The sequence below is a fragment of the Acinetobacter sp. A3 genome (assembly GCF_012371415.1).
Classification (GTDB): Bacteria; Pseudomonadota; Gammaproteobacteria; order Pseudomonadales; family Moraxellaceae; genus Acinetobacter.
In genome coordinates, this window is sequence record NZ_JAAZQW010000004.1 from 1 (window position 1) to 19,255 (window position 19,255).

General features: G+C 39.2%; 15 protein-coding genes and 2 pseudogenes. 5 read left to right on the forward strand and 12 right to left on the reverse strand.

The features are described from left to right. Nucleotides 1–191: 191 nt before the first annotated feature. Both HHA42_RS02505 and HHA42_RS02510 read right to left on the reverse strand, forming a co-directional pair. A complete protein-coding gene (locus HHA42_RS02505; RefSeq protein WP_171525559.1) occupies nt 192–1,349 on the reverse strand; it encodes a hypothetical protein in 1,158 nt (385 codons plus the stop codon). A 162-nt stretch (nt 1,350–1,511) separates the two neighbouring features. After that, nucleotides 1,512–1,769, reverse strand: a complete 258-nt coding sequence (locus tag HHA42_RS02510; protein WP_168525346.1) for a hypothetical protein — start codon at nt 1,767–1,769, stop codon at nt 1,512–1,514. 420 nt (nt 1,770–2,189) lie between these two features. Between HHA42_RS02510 and pepN the strand changes: the two genes are divergently transcribed. Further along, the gene (gene pepN / locus HHA42_RS02515; protein WP_168525348.1) at nt 2,190–4,799 is read left to right on the forward strand and encodes an aminopeptidase N; all 2,610 of its coding nucleotides are present in this window, start codon (nt 2,190–2,192) and stop codon (nt 4,797–4,799) included. A gap of 104 nt (nt 4,800–4,903) precedes the next feature. Here pepN and HHA42_RS02520 read toward each other — a convergent pair. The 3 genes and pseudogenes from HHA42_RS02520 to HHA42_RS02530 all read right to left on the reverse strand — a co-directional run bounded on the left by HHA42_RS02520 (nt 4,904) and on the right by HHA42_RS02530 (nt 8,257). Continuing rightward, nucleotides 4,904–5,540 (reverse strand): annotated as a pseudogene (locus tag HHA42_RS02520) (transposase domain-containing protein). Nucleotides 5,541–5,676: 136 nt separating this feature from the next. Next, complete coding sequence (gene betT, locus HHA42_RS02525; protein WP_168525350.1) at nt 5,677–7,644, reverse strand: choline BCCT transporter BetT; 1,968 nt, start codon at nt 7,642–7,644, stop codon at nt 5,677–5,679. A 400-nt stretch (nt 7,645–8,044) separates the two neighbouring features. Beyond that, nucleotides 8,045–8,257 carry a hypothetical protein gene (locus HHA42_RS02530; protein WP_168417438.1) on the reverse strand — a complete coding sequence of 71 codons (213 nt, stop codon included), beginning with the start codon at nt 8,255–8,257 and terminating at the stop codon, nt 8,045–8,047. A gap of 248 nt (nt 8,258–8,505) precedes the next feature. Here HHA42_RS02530 and gorA point away from each other — a divergent pair, with 248 nt between their 5' ends. Together gorA and HHA42_RS02540 are read left to right on the forward strand one after the other, a co-directional pair. Next, on the forward strand, nt 8,506–9,858 hold the full coding sequence (gene gorA, locus HHA42_RS02535) for a glutathione-disulfide reductase (protein WP_168417437.1): 1,353 nt from the start codon (nt 8,506–8,508) through the stop codon (nt 9,856–9,858). A gap of 482 nt (nt 9,859–10,340) precedes the next feature. Beyond that, the gene (locus tag HHA42_RS02540) at nt 10,341–10,568 is read left to right on the forward strand and encodes a hypothetical protein (protein WP_168417436.1); all 228 of its coding nucleotides are present in this window, start codon (nt 10,341–10,343) and stop codon (nt 10,566–10,568) included. A gap of 162 nt (nt 10,569–10,730) precedes the next feature. Here HHA42_RS02540 and HHA42_RS02545 read toward each other — a convergent pair whose 3' ends face one another. Both HHA42_RS02545 and HHA42_RS02550 read right to left on the reverse strand, forming a co-directional pair. Then, nucleotides 10,731–11,177: a universal stress protein gene (locus HHA42_RS02545; protein WP_168417435.1), complete on the reverse strand. Its 447-nt coding sequence runs from the start codon at nt 11,175–11,177 to the stop codon at nt 10,731–10,733. An 89-nt stretch (nt 11,178–11,266) separates the two neighbouring features. Beyond that, complete coding sequence (locus HHA42_RS02550) at nt 11,267–11,716, reverse strand: universal stress protein (protein ID WP_168525352.1); 450 nt, start codon at nt 11,714–11,716, stop codon at nt 11,267–11,269. A gap of 289 nt (nt 11,717–12,005) precedes the next feature. Between HHA42_RS02550 and HHA42_RS02555 the strand changes: the two genes are divergently transcribed. Next, a complete protein-coding gene (locus HHA42_RS02555; protein WP_168525354.1) occupies nt 12,006–12,992 on the forward strand; it encodes an alpha/beta hydrolase in 987 nt (328 codons plus the stop codon). Between the two features lie 39 nt (nt 12,993–13,031). Here the strand turns inward: HHA42_RS02555 and HHA42_RS02560 are convergent. From HHA42_RS02560 to HHA42_RS02575, 4 genes and pseudogenes are all read right to left on the reverse strand, one after another. Then, nucleotides 13,032–14,208 (reverse strand): annotated as a pseudogene (locus HHA42_RS02560) (benzoate/H(+) symporter BenE family transporter). Nucleotides 14,209–14,283: 75 nt separating this feature from the next. Then, on the reverse strand, nt 14,284–14,964 hold the full coding sequence (gene leuE / locus HHA42_RS02565) for a leucine efflux protein LeuE (RefSeq protein ID WP_168525356.1): 681 nt from the start codon (nt 14,962–14,964) through the stop codon (nt 14,284–14,286). Nucleotides 14,965–15,062: 98 nt separating this feature from the next. Next, complete coding sequence (gene tal, locus HHA42_RS02570; protein ID WP_168417431.1) at nt 15,063–16,049, reverse strand: transaldolase; 987 nt, start codon at nt 16,047–16,049, stop codon at nt 15,063–15,065. An 89-nt stretch (nt 16,050–16,138) separates the two neighbouring features. Beyond that, nucleotides 16,139–17,029 carry a LysR family transcriptional regulator gene (locus tag HHA42_RS02575; protein WP_168525358.1) on the reverse strand — a complete coding sequence of 297 codons (891 nt, stop codon included), beginning with the start codon at nt 17,027–17,029 and terminating at the stop codon, nt 16,139–16,141. Between the two features lie 107 nt (nt 17,030–17,136). Between HHA42_RS02575 and aceI the strand changes: the two genes are divergently transcribed. Next, complete coding sequence (aceI, locus tag HHA42_RS02580; RefSeq protein WP_168525360.1) at nt 17,137–17,565, forward strand: chlorhexidine efflux PACE transporter AceI; 429 nt, start codon at nt 17,137–17,139, stop codon at nt 17,563–17,565. A gap of 107 nt (nt 17,566–17,672) precedes the next feature. On the opposite strand, the gene HHA42_RS02585 is transcribed toward aceI, so the two are convergent. Then, on the reverse strand, nt 17,673–19,187 hold the full coding sequence (locus HHA42_RS02585; protein ID WP_168525362.1) for an acetyl-CoA C-acetyltransferase: 1,515 nt from the start codon (nt 19,185–19,187) through the stop codon (nt 17,673–17,675). Between the last annotated feature and the right edge of the window lie 68 nt (nt 19,188–19,255).

The following is a 19,255-nucleotide window of genomic DNA, read 5'->3' on the forward strand; positions in this document are numbered from 1 at the left end:
ACAAGTCGGAACTGACCGACTCAGGCTCTAGTTACACGCTTGGCAACAAGACATTAACAGAGTGCGAATTAGTCCTTTACTATGTTTGACTACATTTTAAGGAACAGCATCTATAAACAAACACAACATTCAATGCCATGCAGTAATCTGACATCACATGATGACATTTCTTTCTCGTTTATAGCTGCAACTTATTGCGTAAAGTAATGGTCTTGGTGTTTACAGTTACGACAAAATAATGACACGTAATTTTCTGCGTCATAATCGACTGTCAGTTCATCAGAACCACAATGCATGCAGCGTTTGAGTGAATAAAATTTAAGTCGCGCTTCAATTTTTTTCCATGAACGCCAAACGGGTTGGAAGAAAATTCGCTCGTCATATCCTAAAAATCGGAAGAACAAAATTTCGCTCATATAACTGAACGGTAAATTAGGTGGACGTGGCAGTGTCGAGGTTTCCCATTTTTCATTTACTGCACGTTCACGATACTGCTGTAAGGTTTTTTTTAGCAAGTTGGTATTAATAAAGTTTTCGTTGCGCGGTTTAAGTGCTTTTTGTTGGTACAAATATTCCAGTGCAGTTTGGATTAAGTAATAAATTTGTCCAACCGCAAGAACGTCTAGTAAGCGGTAGCAAAAAGTTTGAAAACTATGGTTTCCCGCAATTTGTATGCCCCAAGTCCGACAATAAAACTGCATGAACTGCACAATTTCTTGATACAATAATAAGTACAGCGCATCTTTAACTTCATCTGCCGTTTTAAACGGTGTGCCCATGCTTAGGTTTTCATAAAACCAGTTGCGGAGTTGCTGGGCGATACTGAACAAACTGGGTTCTGAATATCCATCTAATCGGACATTAATGTAATATTGTTGTGCATTTTCGGCAAAATCTTTAGCAATCAGAATTTGTTCTTTCAGCAAGTGTTTGATCATGCCGTGCTGAAAAAAATAGTTAGGTGTAATATTCAAATACTTAATTTTTTCCCAATCTATAAATTCTTCATGCGGTATATGTTCTTGTGCATGCTGATCTAAAATACTGAGTAAAAATAATTTATCAATAAAACGTAATTGGTTTAATTCACGCTCAGGCACATCCTGCTTTTTAAACTTTTGCTGTTCCTGTAAGCGGGTTTCTGCCATGATTTTTTTGCGCTGTTGGGTACAACTCGGGCAATGGCAGTTTTGCTGGCTATTTTGATAAATGCGGTGTTCACAATGGCTACATTCATGGAAATGTAGTTCCTGATCATACTGTTCTGCTTCAATCCAATACATAGATGCCTGACACAAAGGGCATAGTGTGCTTTCATCTAATTGTTTTTGAAGAATTTGTAGCATTATGATGTGTACACTCATTGTATAGAATATACTTCATTATACATCGCTTGCTACACGAAAGTTGCTGCTTGTCTTTGCCTTTCTAATGCATAAAAATTACGGCTTTTTAGCCGTATTTTTTATAGAGGAGAAAGGTGAGTAGGTGATTAGGCAAAGCTAAGAAATTTAAACAGGGCAAGGTAGGCTTTCATCTTGCTCGCCTAAGGCTTTGGCTGCAATCAGCGCTTTGACTTTTTTAGATGGAATTTTACGTGTACCCAAAGCATCGTAGGTATTTGTAATGGCTGTGACTTCATGGGCTCGCATGTCAATACCTTCACTGCACATAAAAAGGGCAATAACTTTAGGATCAATATCTGCCTGTGCAAGTGCGTGAATGGTTTTGATGTTTTCTACACGAATCAATTGTTCTTTCAAATACATGATACACCTCTGCATTGTGGTTTGTTTGATTTACAGGTCATGTTGATCTGTGTTCAAACTTGAACTCAAGCATAAAGTAAGAAATAAGTATGCTGCCAAGTTTGATATTTATCAAAGCAAGAACTGTGCACAAAATGTAGTGATATGCAAAAAATGTATGTTTTTTTCTTTCTATAAGCTCTTAAGCCACTGTAAACAAATATGCCGTTTGTATCATTCTGAGCTATTCAGTTTAAGTGACTGCATGATCCTTTATTGATTGCTCAGCATTAATCCATTCAAGATTGAAAAGTTCAGCGTGTGTGCCCATATAAGCAGATATGATTTAGAGCGATTATGCACAGACAGATGCTGAAAGTTGTCGTATGATCGAACAAACTTCACAAAAACAAGCGCATTGCGACAAAGAATGAGGACAGAATGAATATTGCAGCAAATCCAGTCGTGGAAGCCAACCAGACCATTTATTTAAAAGATTATCAAAAGCCTTCATTCTTGGTCGATTCAGTTGAATTAGATATTCAGGTCTATGATGCACACACTCAAGTGAGTGCTAAATTAGTGATGCAACGCCAAACAGCGGGTGATTTAGTCTTACTTGGTCGTGATCTTGAATTACAATCAATTCGTATAAATGGAAAGTTACTTACTGATAGTGACTATGAGTTAGATAGTGAGCAATTAACCATTAGTCATGCACCGGATCAGCTCACTTTGGAAACAGTGGTTATTATTCACCCTGAAAGTAATACGCAACTTGAAGGTTTGTATCAGGCGAGCTCAGATTTATTTGTGACCCAAAATGAGCCAGAAGGTTTTCGTAAAATTACCTTTTACCCTGACCGTCCAGATGTGTTGTCGGTATTTACTACACGTGTCGAAGCTGACAAAAAATTTCCTGTATTACTGGCCAATGGTAACTTGCTCGAAACAGGTGAAGCGGGCGAGGGACGCCATTATGCGGTATGGCAAGATCCTACCAAAAAACCGAGTTATTTGTTTGCCTGCGTGATTGGTGACTTAGCTGTATTGAAAGACCATTATGTGACCTCAGAAGGCCGTAATGTTGCATTGGAAATTTATGCAGAAGAAAAAGACATTCCAAAATGCAAAATTGCCATGCAAGCGTTAAAACATTCGATGCGTTGGGATGAAGAGCATTATGGCCTACCGTATGATTTAGACAATTATATGATCGTGGCGACCAGTGCTTTTAATATGGGCGCAATGGAAAATAAAGGTCTGAATATTTTCAATACCTCATGTGTGTTGGCAGATGAAGAATACACCACAGATGCCGCAATTATGCGTGTGCAGTCTGTCATTGCACATGAATATTTTCATAACTGGACAGGGAACCGTATTACTTGTCGTGACTGGTTCCAACTATGTTTGAAAGAAGGTTTAACCGTTTTCCGTGATCAATCTTTCTCTGAAGATTTACAGTCTGCGGCAGTACAGCGTATTGATGATGTAGCAGTACTAAAAGCGCATCAATTCCCTGAAGATTCTAGCCCACTTTCACATCCACCACGTCCAGACCATTTTGTGGAAATTAATAACTTCTATACGGCAACCGTGTATGAAAAAGGCGCGGAAATTAATCGCATGATGTCTACTTTGTTAGGCAAAGAAAAATTCCGTAAAGGTAGTGATGAATATTTCCGTCGTCACGATGGACAGGCGGTCACGGTTGAAGATTGGGTAAATGCTCTAAGTGCAGGTTCAGGTGTGGATTTATCCAATTTCTTGACTTGGTACAATCAGCCGGGCACACCAAAGTTAGAAGTTCAAGGCGAATATGATGCAACCAAACAAGTCTATCGTTTAAACCTGAAACAAAGTCTTAAAAGCAATGCTAAATATCCAAACTTAAAAGCATTGCCTATTCCTGTAGCGTTAGCCTTATTTAATGCTGAAACTGGTGAGCGATATACTTTGCACTCAGATGCTTTGGTTGAAAATGATGTACAAGATGGCGTGTATTTATTTGATCAGATGCAAGCAAATATTGAGTTTAGCGGCGTAACAGCAAAACCGATTGTCTCTTTGCTACGAAACTTCTCAGCACCTGTGAATTTGGAATTTAATTATTCCAATGAAGAATTGGCATTCCTGATGCAATATGAAACCAATGGTTTTAACCAGTGGCAAGCGGCACAGACACTGTTGGAACGTATTTTGTTAAATGGCTATGCGGCAGATACTTATTTGCAAGCTATGAAAAATACGATGCCTGCATTGATTGAAAAAGATCCGTTGTTAGCTTCACGGCTTTTTGATGTACCATCAGAAGGTTACTTAGGCAGCCGTATTGATCAGGACTATCAGCCTGAAAAAATTCAGGAACAACGTAATGCACTGTTAGATACCTTAGCGCGTGAATTGGGAACATTCTGCAAAGAAAGCTATTTGGCGTTAGACCCTGATATGCAGCCAGAGTTCTCTCAGGCGATGGGTGTACGTGCGTTAAAAAATATCATGTTGGCATTAATTGCGCGTCAGGGCGATGCCGAAGCATTTGAGCTGGCACAGCAGCAATATCAAACAACTCGAAATATGTCTGAGCGTTTAGGGGCATTGCGTGTCTTGGTATGGAATGATGCACCGCAAGCCAAAGCAGCTTTGGAAGATTTTTATACACGTTTTAAAGATGAAGCTTTAGCACTTGATCAATGGTTTATGGTGCAAGCTTCACATCCAAAAGCGACAGCTGAAAGCATTCAAGTTTTAACTGCGCATCCTGATTATGATTTGGGTACACCTAACCGTATTCGTTCAGTCAGTGGTGGTTTAAATAGCAACCCTGTGAATACATGGAGTTTCGGTGTTCAGCATTTTATTGACTTAGCCAAGTATTTAGACGAGAAAAACCCAATTGTCGGTGCACGTTTATTACAAGTGTTGTCGCGTTGGTACACCTTGGCAGAGCCACAGCGTAGTCAAGTACGAGCTGCATTGGTTGGGTTGCAGTCAGTGGTAAAATCCAAGAATGTGGTTGAGACCTTAAATTCGATGTTGGATGTTTAATTGATATTATATTTGAGTAGCTTGGATTGATGTACAAGCATCAGTCTATAAAAGCACAATTCATTTAAGTTGTATAAGAAAAGCCTGCAAGAGCGCAATGCTGTTCACTTAAGAGGGGCAGCATTTCGATCTACTGGATAATGGGTTTTTGACATCTTAACCGTTCGGGGTGTTGTTGGCCTCGAACGCCTTTCCAGAAACAGGCTACCTATCCCTGATCTCAGCTCCGATAGCCGCATAATGGGTTGGCATTCGCCATCACAATCAGCTGAACGGCTATGTACTGGCATACAGGCTTGAAACGGATATCCGAAGGTGAACGTCCAAAGGCCACCGCTGCACATGCCGCTTCTCGCCGGATAATATTGTAGGTCAGCAACAGACCCCACAACTCTTGATAAACCAGCTGTACTGTCTTGCTGCGAAGCGTGATGGCATTATGCTGCATCGAGCTTTTGATATCTCGAAAACCTAATTCGATTTCCCAGCGTTCTTGATAGAGTCTAGCCAAATATTTAGTCTTCTTGCCACTTCATAGACAGGCTCATCACGAAAAATCGCCATTCCGAGAACCAGCCAGAGCACCTGATCTGCGGGCAAGCGTCGCCTGAGGATAGTAGCCGAACTGCTTAATTTAACTGCAGACTCAACCCACTCAAGGGGGATGTTGTGAGTAAATGTATTCAGATCCGAGAAGTTAAACAGACCGTTGAGGTCGAGAAGATCCTGCTGAAACACCATAAAAAATCCGATGCCAAACCTGACATCGGATTCTCTAACAAACTCCGCCACGCTTCAAATGCTTAAGTAAACAGCGTTGCTGCAAGAGCGGGCTTTTCTTATTTTGAATGATCAAACAATGAAAAAGAATCACTGTTTAGTTGCGCACTACGTTTAAGAAATATAAATGTCGTTCATATTGTTCCAGAATATCTTGAAGTAAGTCTTCTTGCGTCCACTCCATCACATTGTAGTTTTTACCACCTTCACGTAAGAACACTTCAGCAATATAGAATTGTTGATTTTCTTCATGTTGATCCTGCAGCATGAAACTTGGTGCACGAGTGGTATTGGCAACCACCTGATAAATAAAATTAATTTCATCGTGATGATTGACCTTGAGTAATAAGCCATGATCGACCTCTACAATAGATACATCTAGCTGACGGCGCTGAAATTCCCGTTGTAAATTTTGAAATGCTTGGCGCACATTGTGTTCAATATATGCTTTAACCTCAGATTCGCTATGCGGATAATGCATAATTAAACTTAAACGCTGTTGCCAGCTTCTTGGATTATGTATGGCGCGAGGCGTAATTCGAGCACTTTGTAATGCTTGAACTTTGGTCACATCTAAACGTAAAGCTTTAATAAGCCCAAAGCATAACAACAGCATAATAAACGTGAATGGTAGGGCACTCATAATCACCGCAGATTGTAATGCTTCCAAACCGCCAGCGATCAATAAAATAATAGAAAGTACAGCAATGGTTGCAGTCCAAAATAGCCGTTGCCATGCAGGGGAATGTTCAGTTTTTGCTGTTAAATAATCAGTGATTAAAGACCCAGAATCAGCAGAAGTCACAAAGAATAGAAAAACTAAAATTGTTGCGAGTAAGCTTGAAATACCTGAGAGTGGTAAGTGCTTTAAAAACTCAAATAAAGCCACAGAGGAGTCTTTTTCTACCGCAGCCACCAAACTACCTTGGTTTTCAAATAGAATACTGAATAGCGCAGCATTTCCCATAAAGCCCATCCAAACCAATGTGAACCCAGTTGGAATAAGTAATACCCCAACAATAAATTCACGGATGGTACGTCCACGAGAAACACGGGCAATAAACATTCCTACAAAAGGCGACCAAGAAATCCACCACGCCCAATACATGATAGTCCAACCGCCAATCCAACCTGTTGGTTGATAGGCATAAAGATTAAAGGTCATTGCAAATAAATTAGAAACGTATTGGCCAATATTTTGGATGGTGGTTTGCAAAACATAGATGCTAGAACTAGCGAAAAATACAAATGTAAGTAGGATTACCGCCAAAATAATATTCAGTTCTGATAGTCGTTTAATGCCTTTATCCAGTCCAAGAAAAACTGAAAATGATGCAAGTGCACTAACTAAAACAATTAAAATAATTTGGGTTTGAATGCTATTTTCTAGCCCAAATAAATAGTTGAGTCCTGAGCTAATTTGAGTAACACCAAAGCCTAAAGTGGTTGCAATACCAAAGATTGTTCCTATGGTTGCAAAAGTATCAATCCCATCGCCAATTGGGCCATAAATTCGCTTACCAATAATTGGATATAAACCTGAGCGTACTTTTAAAGGTAAGTGATGTCTAAAAGAAAAATAAGCAAGACTTAAACCAACTAAAGCGTAAATAGCCCATGCATGTAAACCCCAGTGGAAAAAGGTGATGCGCATAGATTGCTGTGCAGATTGAATCGTTTCAGGGGTACCAGTGGGTGGACTAACATAGTGCATGACAGGCTCAGCTACACCAAAAAACATTAATCCAATCCCCATACCTGCGGTAAACAACATAGCAAACCATGAGCTATTTTTGTATTCGGGTTCACTATGGTCTGGGCCTAATTTAATATGGCCCATTTTAGATAGGGCAATACAGGTGAGTGCAATTAGAAAAATGGCAACAGCAAGCACATAGAACCAGCTAAAAGAAGCGGTAATCCACTGGTTTAATTGTTTGGTAAGTAAGTTGAACGCATCTGGAATAAATAAAACTAGAGCTAAAAAAACAGCAATAATAATCACGGTACTAAAAAATACATTTGGATTGACGTTATCAAACCAAGATGTTTTTTTGGAAGGCATAATTCCCCCGTATTTTGTAGTTGTTGAAATAAAAAGAAAAAATGAAACATTTCATGCAGAGTGAAAAAAGGTCGGAAATTCATCCGAAGCTGATTGTTCTTGATGCTGATTTATCGGAAGAACAACTATTTTAGAATTGTATCATTGAATTTACCATTGAGTAAAATCTATGATTCGTGGGTCAAGCTCTGGTCTAATTTGCATGATTCAGTCAAAGAATTGTGAAATTGGTAACATTGTTCAACAGATACTATTTGATGCTTTAAAATAAGTCTTACTCACATCGAATTTGATATTCATTTTTGTATTCGGTGTAAATTTCATTTAATTCTGAGAGTAATTTTTTCTCATTATTTTGTCGATATTCTTGTATCGAGTTTTTAAGCACCATTGGCACATATTAATTTTTATAAAGTAGCGTATATTCCTTATAAATAATCTTTTCATGCTCCTCGGCAGAGTAATTATCCAAATCACGAAATAAGAGGTCATTCATTTTGCTGTTGATGGCATCAAGCTCATCAAACATGCTTAATTCTTGTTGTGTTGGTTGAGATTGGGAGCAACCAGAAATCATAAAAGTACAAATTAAAACAAAAAACAGCGGTTTCACACTTATCCCAATCATACAAAAAGCAAAGCTATATTATAGCCTTAAATGCATGCAATTTAAGTGAATAATCAGTTTTGTAAGAGAAGGAATTTACATGAAAAGCGGAATTATGAGTGTTGTACATTTACTCAACTCATCTGACTTGGGAAATACAAACTTGTATGTTAGTTTGAATGAAAACGACTGTTTTTCTGCAATGAATTAATACAGATCAGTATTCAAATTAATGACACAATATGAGGCATAAAATGGCTAAACATTATGACTATCTGGTAATTGGGGCAGGTAGTGGCGGTATTGCTTCAGTGAATCGTGCGGCACAATATGGAAAAAAATGCGCTTTAATTGAAGCAGCAGACTTAGGTGGCACCTGTGTAAACGTAGGCTGTGTACCTAAAAAAGTCATGTGGTATTCGGCCCAAATTGCCGATGCCATTCAAAAATATGGCCCAGATTACGGCTTTAATGCTGAATTAAAATCCCACAATTGGGATACGCTCATTCAGAATCGACAAGCCTACATTCAGCGAATTCACGCTTCTTATCAATCGGGTTTAGCTAAAAATAATGTCGATGTGATTCAGGGGTTTGCCAAATTTGTTGACGAAAAAACTGTAGAAGTGAATCAACAACACTACACAGCAGATCATATTCTGATTGCGACAGGAACTGAACCCACACGTCCAGAGATTGAAGGTGCAGAATTAGGAATAGATTCTAACGGTTTCTTTGCTTTAGAAAAATTACCTAAACGTACCGCGATTATTGGTTCTGGTTATATTGCCGTAGAGCTGGCAGGTGTTTTAAATGCACTCGGCTCGGAAGTTGGCTTATTCATTCGTAAGCAATTACCACTGCGCAGTTTGGATGCTTTTTTAAGTGAAACATTACTTGAATGTATGCGTAATGAGCATATTCAGGTACATACTCAGGCCATTCCGAAAAAAATCACCCAACAGCCCGATCAGTCCTTATTGCTACATTTGGAAGATGGCTCACAACATGAGGTAGATTGTCTGATTTGGGCGATTGGACGTAAACCGAATACACAGGCAATTAACCTTGAAGCAGCAAATGTAGCAATAGATGAAAAAGGGTATGTTTGCGTAGATCAGTATCAAAATACCAATCAGGTAGGCATTTATGCTGTAGGCGATATTATTGGTAAAATTGAACTAACCCCTGTTGCAGTTGCTGCAGGACGTAAACTGTCAGAACGCTTATTTAATCAAAAACCAAATGAATATTTGGATTATAACAACGTTGCAACGGTGGTATTTAGCCATCCACCTATTGGGACGGTAGGTCTTAGCGAAGCCCAAGCCATTGCAGAATATGGTCAAGATCAGGTTAAAGTTTATCAGTCTTCTTTTACCTCAATGTACACGGCTGTAACTCAGCACCGTCAAGCATCTAAAATGAAATTGGTCTGTGTTGGAGCAGAGCAAAAAGTGGTTGGTGTACATGGTATTGGCTATGGGATGGATGAAATTTTGCAAGGTTTTGCCGTAGCTGTGAAAATGGGTGCAACCAAACAAGACTTTGATAATACTGTTGCTATTCACCCGACTGCTGCAGAAGAATTTGTCACTATGCGCTAATCAGTGAGCTTGTGACAAGTCAAAGAGGGCATTGATTTAAAATCAGTGCTCTTTTTATTTGGGGGTACATTTGGATTTTATCAAACGCTATATTTTAGTAGGTGTAAAGATGTGTATTGAGTGGTGTAAGTATCTATTATTTATAGTTAATTATAAGAAAACCCACCGAAGTGGGCTTGTGCGATCAAACACCATCCATTGTGTTTGTTATATAGTATCACAACCCTAAAATTTAGGTTTAATTAATAAATGTGGTATTTGTTTAGCTGAACTTTATAGATAATGTGAAAAGTATTTAAATCTATGTTATAATGTAACTATACAATAAAAACATATTTATTCTCTCGTGGGAATCTCTCAATGTTTTGCATTTTATAACCCTAATATGCAAGCGATTAATATGCGCTGAGATTTGTTGTATCTAAAAATTATACTCACATTTTTAATGTGAGCTTTTATCTGTAAATGAATTGGTGTAAATATTGAAAAAAATGGAAAAAGTGCTTGCGAAAGCAGTGAATGGTCGTGAAATTGTGGTGTCTTTGGTCGCTTCTAAAAAAATGCAAAATACCCGTGAAGGCTTTAAATGGGTGGAAGTGGGTAAGCACGTATTATTGGAATGTGGGCAGGAAATTGAACTGAATGTAGATGGACGTAGTTTTTATACTGATATCCACGAAATGTTCCGCTTACCACATCGTGTGAATTAAGATTTAGACTGAATTCAATCTAAAAATCTGCTAAATTTGCCCACGCAAACCCCGTGGTTTAGAAAAGATATTAAAAGTTTGTATCCAGAAAAATCCCGCTCATTGATTGAGCGGGATTTTTTTATTTGATTTTGGCTTTTAGAAATAAAAGCAAGCAATCTATTAAACTTTAACAATTAATACAGGCACTGGCGATTGAGTGAGGACATTCTGTGCAACGCTGCCTAACATCATTTTTTTAACGCCAGTACGGCCATGCGAACCCATAATAATCAGGTCTGCACCAATTTCGTTGGCAATTTGAACAATACCTTCAGAAGCTGCAACACCACGAATAATTTTAGTGTCTACCTGAATACCTTCACGACTAAACGATTGCTCAATTTCAGCAAGACGATTTTGTGCATTCTGTTCTGCCTGAATGAAATAGTCCGTGATAGCAGGAGCTACTTTATAGAAATCAACCCCTACAAATGGATCTACAGCGATTACACTCATAATGGTGACAGGGCAATTTAATTCTTTAGCCAGTGATCTTGCCTGTTCAGCTGCAGCATAAGACATTGGTGATTCATCTACAGGTACAAGTATGTGTTTATAGGTTGTCATGGCAAATCCTTGGTTAAATCTATAATTAAAAATTATGAAAATCTGTAAGTTATCTTTTTCTGATGTGTTTTGATCAGAAATTATAAGGTTTAAGCTTTAATCACAAGCACAGGTAATTCTGTGTGGCGTAATACATCTGTTGCGAAGCTGCCCAATAATAATTTTTGGAAGCCTTTACGACCGTGTGAGCCCATCACAATTAAATCTGCCTGTGTAGCCTGAGCGGTTTTAATCACACCTTCTGCAGAAACCAAACCTTCAACTACATGTGTTTCAGCAGTGACCCCCATTTCTTGTGCAATTGCATCTGCGTCATGTAGTGCTTTTTGTGCATTGGCAGTCGCTTGTACAAAATATTCTTTCATGATTGCAGAGGAATAGTTGTAATAAAAATCTGAATCATTAAATGGGTCTTCGGCAACCAAGCTAATTAGCGTGAGTTTACTGTCAAATGCTTTTGCAATTTCAGCAGCATGTTTTACGGCAGAAAAAGAAATTTGTGAACCATCTACAGGAACTAAAATATTTTGAAAAGACATGCGGGTAACTCCAGAAATTATGATTATTCGCCGTTAACTTATAGATAGCATATAGTCGTTACAGGTTCAATTTAAAATCTGAAAAATTATTGATAATTCATTTAATTACCTTGTAAATAAAAGTTAAATAAATACTGATTTTAGCGAGGAAAAATGGCGCAGATTAATAAAAGGTTTATTAATTTATAGCTTGGATGCATTGCAAATTCTATACTTTTAATTTGAGCTGAATTGGCTTAAATTGCCTGAGTTTACTAAACCTTGTTTTGATAAATACTTGGGGTGTGCTTTGAGATTTTTGTGGGTGTGTTTGTGTGCTTTGCTTTTAACTGCTTGTCAGACGACTCAGCAAAATAGTCGCATTATTGCCAGCGCATTTAATCTTAGCACTGGTTTGCAACAAAAAATTATGGATCGTTATGCGCCCAAAGACATATTGGTTCAGCGTGATTTGGTCTATGCAGCCCAAAGTCATTTAACTTTTGATTTATATCAGTCCAGTCAATTTTCAGATTTAGTCAAGCGTCCAACCATTGTTTGGATACATGGTGGTGGATGGATTGCAGGTTCAAAAGCACATGCACGTGGTTATTTTAAATTATTGGCAGAACAGGGTTTTAATGTCGTTGCCGTGCAATATCAGTTTGCACCTGATGCAACATATCCGACTCAGTTGCAACAAATTGATCAGGCTTTACAGCACTTAACTCAATATGCTCAGCAATACCACATTAACCCTCAGCAACTATATTTAGCGGGTGATTCGGCTGGTGCAAATTTGGCAAGTCATTATGCAGCATTGCTGAGTAATCCACAGTTTGCACAACAGTCAGACTTTAAACCTTCTATAGAGCTAAAACAGGTCAAAGGGTTGATTTTGCATTGTGGTATTTACGATTTAAAAGCTTTTGTTGAAACAGCACCCGATGAAATGAATATTGTGGAGTGGGGTGTATATAATTTAGTGCAAGCCTATACGGGAGAGCGTAAGCAGGACAGCGAGTTTTTAGCGCAAATTTCACCAATACAGCATTTAACTGCAGATTATCCTGCAGTTTTCATTAGTGGCGGTAATAAAGATTTTTTAACGGAAACCCAATCTATGCCAATGCTACGTGCGTTGCAACAGTTCAAGATTCCTGTCACCACAGCGTTTTATCCTGAGAGCAAATCATGGCTTATCCATGAATATCAATTTTTTATGCACCAAAAAGAAAGTCAGCAGACCTTTGCGAAAACGGTGGAATTTATCCTAAGTACTACAGATCAGGATTGATAGGTGTATTTGGTATGAATCAATAATCAAAGCAGTCATTTAGTTTTTGGCATGTTTAAATTTGAATATGCTTAAAACCACAAAGCCAAAAATCAGCCCCCAAAAATGCTGAACCAATACCAAAAAACTGAACCCCAGAGGCGCTAAATAAAAAGGTCAGTAATGCCGCTTCTCGTTCCGTGGTATTTTGAAAGGCAAGGGCGATGTTGTGTCCAATCGTACCCAACAAGGCAATACCAGCCAAAGCAGTAATATAAACAGCGGGGAATGACATTAGCAAACTGGTTAATGTGGCAGCAAAAATCCCCATCAGGATATAACACAAGCCACAGCTGATTCCTGCAATATAGCGCTTTCTTGAATCGGGATGTGATTGATCATCCAAACTAATTGCGGCACTAATTGCAGCAATATTGACGCTAAAACAGCCAAAAGGTGCAAACAGCGCTTGTGCCGTACCTGTCCAGCCAATTAAATGACGTACATGCGGGGTATAGCCATAACTTTTAATCATGGCTAGCCCTGGCAAATATTATGATGCCATGTTTATTACAAATAAGGGCAACGCTAAGCCAAAAATCGCTGAAAAGCTGAATTCAGGTTGCATCCAAACAGGTTGGGCAAGTCCCCATTGCACATTAGGGATTTGGAACTGTAAAAAAACAAGACATAAAGCTACCCCAATTAGCACCGTTAAAACAATGCTATAACGTGGGCTAAAGCGTTTAGCCAATACATAGCCTACCAATAAACACAGAATAAAGGCCCATGCCTCTTGTAAACTGGTGAATAACGCCACACCAAACTTGAGTAATACACCTGCCAGCATGGCGCTAGTTAAACTTTGTGGAATGGTATTGAGTACTTTTTCAAAAATACCTAAGAAGCCTAAAACTGCAGTCAGTACCCCGCACAGTAAAAATGCACCAATGGCTTCATGTAGACTATATCCGCTGCCTGTGGCAATAATGAGTGCTAATCCTGCAGTAGACCATGATGTCGCGACAGGATATTTAAATTTCCACGATAAAATCAGCCCACTTAAACCAATACCTAAACCGAGTGCCCAAAACCAAGAACTGATTTGTGCTGAGTTTGCACCTAGAATTTGGGCGGCTTGAATCACCAATACAGCAGATACACTGATTCCTACCAAGAAGGTAATAAAGCCAGCAAATACTGCAGGCACAGAAAAGTCACTTAAAAGTTTTTGCATGAGTTCTTAGAGTTATTTTCAATTACAGCGTGATGATACACATTTGAACAAGTAGTCAAAAGTGTTTTTGAAATTTTATAGGGTCGATGTCGCCAGTCTAAAGCCAAATCCGCAGAACAGTAGCCCAATCACAGCCACGCAAAATGCAGCAATTTTGTAGCGTTGATTAAAATAACTGGCCAATTTTACCCCAGAGAAAATTATTAGTGATAAATAGCCCATACTGATGATGTGCAAGACGATAGCCAAGATAGCAAAACTGAGCATTGGGTAAGCATAATGAGGATGAACAAATTGCACAAAAAACGATAAATAAAACAAAATGGCCTTAGGATTAATCACGCTAATCATCAAAGCTGTACGATAAGGATGTATCTGTGCTGTTTGTTCAGGGCTGCTCGTAGTCGTTGTAGGAGATGCTGCTGTAGATGATGTAAGTTTCATTTGAGAAATTGGAAACCATGTTTTATAGGCTGCAATCAGTAGTTTGATGCCTAAATAGCCTAAGTAGAGCGCACCAACAACTTTTAATAAGGTGAATAGCCATGGAAAAGCATGTAATAAAGATGCTGCCCCAAGAATCGTGCATAAAATTAAAATCAGATCGCCAGTGAACACACCTAGTGCAGCGGCATAACCTGTGCGGATGCCAAAACGTGAGGCCACAGACATCACATACAAAGAGTTTGGGCCAGGTAAAAGCACAATTAATGTCGTGCCAATGATGAATGTGCTGAGGTCTGTAATACCAAACACTGCCAACTCATCCCAATAAAAAACCGATGTTGGATTATAGCAACATCGGTTAAGCGGCTTACTAAATATTATGGATGATACGTGGTTTAGCTTAAAGATTAAGCTTTAATGTCTACATCTAAACCAAACGACTGGCGTAATAGGGTGGCAAGTTGCTCACGCGCTTTAATAAAGCCATCAATCCCACCTTGCAATAATTGAAAGGCCATTAAGTCAGCTTCAAGCTGTGCTTTAAATTGCTCTTTTTCAATGGCAGCAAGTGGTTCTGCCTGAACTTGAATGTCATCTGCAGATAATGCAGCGAGTACTTCACGCTCATCAGCTTCAAGTTCTGCCAATAAATTTGGTGCAACAGTGAGTAAGTCACAGCCTGCTAAAGCCAACACTTGATCAATACTACGGAAACTTGCCCCCATAATTTCAGTCTGTACTTGATGCTGTTTGTAGAATTGATAAATTTTCTTCACTGAAAGTACGCCCGGATCTTTTTCAATTGGGTAATACATGACATTTTCAGCTTTTTTATACCAATCTAGAATACGACCTACAAATGGTGAAATCAGGGTGACTTTGGCATCTGCACAGGCATGTGCTTGATGCAAACCAAACAATAAGGTTAGATTGGTATGAATTCCTTCAGCTTCCAATACTTTTGCGGCTTGGATTCCTTCCCACGTTGAAGCAATTTTAATCAGAATACGGTCTGAAGAAATACCATAAGCATCATATAACGCCAATAATGCTTTGGCTTTGGCGATGGTCGCTTCTGTGTCATAAGACAAAGATGCATCTACTTCCGTTGAAACACGCCCCTCAATGAGCTTTAAAATTTCAACACCAAATTTGACCGTTAAAATATCAATGCTGCGTTCAACCAGTGCATCGCCTGTATAGTTTTCTGATTTAGCTTGTTCAAATGCTGCTTCAATTAAGGCTTTATTTTCAGGTTGATTGGCTGCAGCAGTAATTAAAGATGGGTTGGTGGTCGCATCCAAAGGACGAAACTTTTCAATCGCAGCTAAGTCGCTACTGTCTGCAACAATTGTGGTTAAGTTTTTTAATTGGTGTAAGGCTGTCTGGGTCATGCGAGATCTAGTTCTTAGGTTAATGCTTATACATTCAGTTATATCACAAACAGCTTTTAACCCAAGTCAAAAGCGGCCGAGTTTATAGATTATTTGCCAGTTTTTCTCAGATTTCGGACGTGATTAATCAAAAAATGAGCAGCAGCACCCAGTTGGCTTTCCCGACTCCAGACTAAATCGATAAAATATTCAAATTTCGGTGTGAAGTCGAGCAATTGCAAAATCTTCAATTCGGTTTGCAATTCGGGATATTCATTTAGCATTTCTAAGGGCAGGACACCCCAGCCTAAACCCTGTTTAATCATGCTGCAGGCAGAGTGATGATTGTCGGTACGCCAATACTGTTTAGAGAACAATAATTCAGGTTTAATCTGTTGATCACGGCTGGCCACCACAATTTGCCGACTCTGTGCAATTTGCTCAAAACTCACCTGAGATAAAGCAGCCAATGCGGTGTGTTTGGCCGCAACAGGTACTAAAACTTCGCGCTTTAACTCAACAAATTGTTCACTGCTTTGTAATTGTTCACGTTCAAACATAAATGCTAAATCGGCTGCTTGGGTCATGAGCAGCTGTAGTGCATCTTCTTGCGGGGCAGAGAAAATATTGATCTGTAATTCTGGAAATTGCTGTTCTAACAGCACAATATAATCTGTCCAGCGTGTGTGTAGTAATTCAGACACCACCACAATATTTAAATGTGATTCGAGTCCTGAGCTGAGGGCAAAAGCATGCTGCTTCCATTGTTTCATTTCGATAAGCAGTTGTTTGCTTTTTTCATACAAGATCTGGGCTTGTGGAGTGGGAATAGGTTCACGCCCAACTCGCTCAAACAGATTTAAGTCTAAATCAATTTCTAAATTGGCTATCGACATACTGACTGCAGACGGTACTTTATTTAATTTACGTGCAGCTGCGGAAAAAGAGCCCATTTCCATGACAGTTATAAAAATAATCAGCTGATCTTGGTTGATATTCATTATTGGTACTTGATTCATCTTTCAATATTATTGATAGATTCTAACTCGAACGTTCAAAACTATGAACATAAAATACTCCTCAGTATTTAACGTCATTGAGTGGGATCATGTTAATTTCCAAAAGAAGATTGCTACATGCGCTGAGCTATGAAGTAGTTTTATTAATTATTATTGCTTTGGCACTTAGTTTTGTATTTGAAATGCCCATGCAAGTTACGGGTGGTTTAGGTATTGCAATGGCAGTGACTTCGGTGCTTTGGAATATGCTGTTTAATCATTATTTTGAAAAGTTTGAGGCTAAACACAAACTCAGTAGAACCTTGAAAATACGGGTATTACATGCCATAGGTTTTGAAGGCGGACTGATGCTCGCGACCATTCCAATGGTGGCCTATGCCTTACAAATGTCAATCGGGCAGGCGATTTTAGTTGACTTGGTGATGACGCTCAGCATTTTAGTCTATACCTTTATTTTCCAATATTGCTATGACCATATTGAGGCTAAATTAGGTTATGCACCTCAATATCGCACATAAACTAGAAGTGACTACTCGTGTCGCTGCAGTAGGTACCATACAATAGAAAAAGCCACTTGAATTCCTCAAGTGGCTTTTATTTGAATCTAAATCAGGTTAACACAGAATTATTTTTCAATAATTGCTGTTACACCTTGACCGCCTGCGGCACAAATTGAAACCAATACGCGACCAGAACCTTTTTGATTCAGAAGTTTGGCTGCAGTTGCAATAATACGACCACCTGTTGCTGCAAATGGGTGACCTGCCGCTAAAGATGAACCTTTAACATTCAGTTTGCTGCGATCAATTGAACCTAAAGGTGCATCTAAACCTAAACGTTCTTTACAGAAGTTTGGATCTTCCCATGCTTTTAAGGTAGACAATACTTGAGATGCAAACGCTTCGTGAATTTCGTAATAATCGAAGTCTTGTAAAGTTAAGCCAGCACGCTCAAGCATACGTGGTACGGCATAAGCAGGCGCCATCAACAAGCCTTCTTTTTTACCTACAAAATCAACTGCTGCGGTTTCTTGGAATGTCAAGTAAGCTAAGACTTCATGACCGTTGGCTTTTGCCCATTCTTCAGATGCAAGTAATACACATGATGCACCATCGGTAAGTGGAGTAGAGTTACCCGCAGTCATGGTACGCGCATCGCCTTTACCAAAAGCAGGTTTTAACTTCGCTAGTTTTTCTACAGTTGAATCTGCACGTAAGTTATTGTCACGCTCTAAACCTAAGAATGGTGTGATGAGATCATCAAAGAAACCTTCATCATAAGCAGCCGCCATTTTTTGATGTGAAGATGCTGCGAGTTCATCTTGCGCTTCACGAGAGATGCCCCATTCAAGCGTAGTAATTGCTTGGTGGTCACCCATAGATAAACCAGTACGCGGTTCGCCATTACGTGGCGCATCCATCAGGTCTTTAACGTTGATTTTAGTTAATGCTTTTAAGCGGTCTTTACCTGTTTTTGCAATGTTGAGTTCAAGCAAAGCTTTACGTAAACCATCACCAAAGGCAATTGGGGCATCAGAGGTAGTATCTACACCACCTGCAATACCAACATCAATTTGACCTAAAGCAATTTTATTGGCGACTAAAAATGCAGCTTGCAAACCAGTACCGCACGCCTGTTGTAAATCGTAAGCAGGTGTTTCAGGTGCAAGGGCAGTATTCAGTACGCACTCACGGGTCATATTGAAGTCGCGGCTGTGTTTGAGTACTGCACCAGCAACCACTTCACCTAAACGTTGACCTTGTAAATTGAAGCGTTCAACCAAACCATTTAATGCTGCTGTAAACATATCTGTATTAGATGCACTAAAGTAAGCACCATTTGAACGTGCGAAAGGAATACGGTTACCACCGATAATAGCAACGCGGCGAACAGTGTTTTGGCTCATAATTTTATCCTGTTGAACAGAGGTCTTAGTATTAGTAGGTGCTTTTGTTTGCGTTGAAGCAGTTGTTTTAGCACGGCTGGTCGTGCGGGTACGTGTAGTTTTTGTCGTACTCGTGTTGGAACGGCTTGCAGTGTTAGTACTTTTGCTTGTACGTTTAGTACCAGTTGATGTATTTGACACATTTTCCGTTGCAGAATTTTCCACTGCTGGATTTTCTTGAGTTGTCTTGCTCATAAGGCTTTTCCAAGCATGTTAAAGGTCTACTTGATGCGTACATTAGCATAATAGTATGACAGCTGAAT

Excerpts from the sequence above, each read along its gene's own strand:
- HHA42_RS02510 (WP_168525346.1), bottom strand. The coding sequence starts at position 1,769 with ATGTATTTGAAAGAACAATTGATTCGTGTAGAAAACATCAAAACCATT.
- pepN (WP_168525348.1), top strand. The coding sequence starts at position 2,190 with ATGAATATTGCAGCAAATCCAGTCGTGGAAGCCAACCAGACCATTTAT.
- betT (WP_168525350.1), bottom strand. The coding sequence starts at position 7,644 with ATGCCTTCCAAAAAAACATCTTGGTTTGATAACGTCAATCCAAATGTA.
- gorA (WP_168417437.1), top strand. The coding sequence starts at position 8,506 with ATGGCTAAACATTATGACTATCTGGTAATTGGGGCAGGTAGTGGCGGT.
- HHA42_RS02545 (WP_168417435.1), bottom strand. The coding sequence starts at position 11,177 with ATGACAACCTATAAACACATACTTGTACCTGTAGATGAATCACCAATG.
- HHA42_RS02550 (WP_168525352.1), bottom strand. The coding sequence starts at position 11,716 with ATGTCTTTTCAAAATATTTTAGTTCCTGTAGATGGTTCACAAATTTCT.
- tal (WP_168417431.1), bottom strand. The coding sequence starts at position 16,049 with ATGACCCAGACAGCCTTACACCAATTAAAAAACTTAACCACAATTGTT.
- HHA42_RS02575 (WP_168525358.1), bottom strand. The coding sequence starts at position 17,029 with ATGAATATCAACCAAGATCAGCTGATTATTTTTATAACTGTCATGGAA.
- aceI (WP_168525360.1), top strand. The coding sequence starts at position 17,137 with ATGTTAATTTCCAAAAGAAGATTGCTACATGCGCTGAGCTATGAAGTA.
- HHA42_RS02585 (WP_168525362.1), bottom strand. The coding sequence starts at position 19,187 with ATGAGCAAGACAACTCAAGAAAATCCAGCAGTGGAAAATTCTGCAACG.